The sequence below is a fragment of the Porphyromonas uenonis 60-3 genome, assembly GCF_000174775.1.
Classification (GTDB): Bacteria; Bacteroidota; Bacteroidia; order Bacteroidales; family Porphyromonadaceae; genus Porphyromonas; species Porphyromonas uenonis_A.
The window spans coordinates 1-1,064 of record NZ_ACLR01000239.1 but is presented as its reverse complement, the minus strand read 5'-3'; the positions used below and the strand labels follow the sequence as shown (position 1 = coordinate 1,064).

3 protein-coding genes are annotated in these 1,064 nt (G+C 48.9%); all 3 read right to left on the bottom strand.

What is annotated here, in order from left to right; all coding sequences use genetic code 11:
• The coding region (locus PORUE0001_RS11165) for a TraQ conjugal transfer family protein (protein WP_007366236.1) at nt 1-171 on the bottom strand (171 nt) is incomplete at its 3' end.
• 12 nt (nt 172-183) lie between these two features.
• A complete protein-coding gene (locus tag PORUE0001_RS09525; RefSeq protein ID WP_157750214.1) occupies nt 184-810 on the bottom strand; it encodes a conjugal transfer protein TraO in 627 nt (208 codons plus the stop codon).
• A 17-nt stretch (nt 811-827) separates the two neighbouring features.
• The coding region (locus PORUE0001_RS09520; protein WP_007366237.1) for a DUF4138 domain-containing protein at nt 828-1,064 on the bottom strand (237 nt) is incomplete at its 5' end.

Here is a 1,064-nt window from a genome sequence, read left to right as displayed (position 1 = left end):
CTTCTGTGGTGTGAGCTTGCAACGCACTTCCACTGCCTGCCCTTTAGTCGCCTCTTGATGGTATGGCATAAGCTCTACCTCAAAGGGGTAGACCTCCTGCACATTGACCTCTCTAGAGCAAGCTCCTAGAAGCATTGCCAGCAGGAGCGGTAGAATAAAGTATCTATTCATAGTCTTGTAGTCTTAGAAATTAAAACGAAAGCCCATTGTAGCTAGCGGTCGGAATAGGTTCAGCTGGGAGCCAACCAAAAAGTTTCCATCGCCACGAACCGTCAGGAGCCAGTTGTCTGTGAGAAATATCTCAGCGGATAGATGAGCAGAGCCTCCATAGACGAAGTGTGAGCGAGAGCGTATGGTGGCTCCATTGCTTAGGTCGTACTGTCGTCTATTTACGTCTTCGTAACCACATAGAGCAGATAAGCCAGCGTATAGCAAGAAAGTGTGCGTATAGTCTGTGAGGACAGGGTACATATAGCCTGCCTTGAAGAGGTAGTCCTCTACAGGTATTGAGTATCTATGCTTCAAGACATCGGTATATAATCTCTTATCGTGACTATACTCCACCCCTACTACGAGGTAGTCAGCGTGGAAGAAATAGTGTGTGTAGTCCACCCGAGCCGACCAATTGCCCCATTGGACAAATGGAGTCTCGTTGGTCAGCGGAACCCCACCCGATAGGATTAGTCCATCTTGGTGAGGTATGGCACGTTGCGCCTTGCTTACACTTGGCAAAGCCAACAGTAACAGGCACAACAGAGCTACGGGAAGGCTAGCCAGCCTCCCATAGCGTATCGGATTATTGATTGTCATAGTCATAAGGTAGGGGACTAAAAGCGTAGTTCGAGGTCATCAATAGCTCTAGCCCTTACGAGGTCTTTGTTGTCCACCGTAAAAGTTAGTGTGCGACCGCCATTAAGCTCGTGTAGGGATATTTCGAGGATTTTGCCCTCTGGAAGTGAAAACGATTCGAGAGCGTAGATCGTACGCAACTCGCTCTTTGGCGCAACAACAGCAAGGTCGTTGTAAGCTCGCAGGGGCTGGAGTATAGTCTCCTGTATAGCCGT